Source organism: Citrobacter sp. TBCS-14, from assembly GCF_005280805.1.
Classification (GTDB): Bacteria; Pseudomonadota; Gammaproteobacteria; order Enterobacterales; family Enterobacteriaceae; genus Citrobacter; species Citrobacter gillenii.
This window is the reverse complement of the sequence record NZ_SZWM01000427.1, coordinates 1-473: the sequence shown is the minus strand read 5'-3', so window position 1 is coordinate 473 and position 473 is coordinate 1. Positions and strand designations below refer to the sequence as shown.

1 protein-coding gene is annotated in these 473 nt (G+C 56.9%); it reads right to left on the bottom strand.

Annotated features, from left to right (window positions below; genetic code table 11):
- Positions 1-473, bottom strand: a 473-nt coding sequence (locus tag FDX22_RS15900) for a sigma 54-interacting transcriptional regulator (RefSeq protein WP_186805333.1), incomplete at both ends; no start/stop codon positions are given.

Here is a 473-nt window from a genome sequence, read left to right as displayed (position 1 = left end):
AGCCGACATTGCTCGCAAAAATAGCCTGCCAGCAGCACCACGTCTTCGCCGCGTTCACGAAGAGGCGGTACCGAAAGGGGAAAGACGCTCAGCCGGTGGAACAAATCCGCACGGAAATTCCCGGCCAACACCTCTTCGCGTAAATCACGGTTCGTCGCCGCCAGCACTCGCACATTCACACGCAAGCTGCGATCGTCACCCACGCGCTGAATATCGCCGTACTGCAATACGCGCAGCAGCTTCGCCTGTAGCGCCAGCGAGAGTTCACCTATCTCATCGAGAAACAGCGTCCCATTGTCGGCCATTTCAAACTTACCGCTACGATTGCTGATAGCCCCGGTAAACGCGCCTTTTACGTGACCAAACAGTTCGCTTTCGGCAACGCTTTCCGGCAACGCCGCGCAGTTCAGATACACCAGTGGATTCACCGCACGCGGCGAACCTTCATGGATAGCTTTAGCCACCAGCTCCTT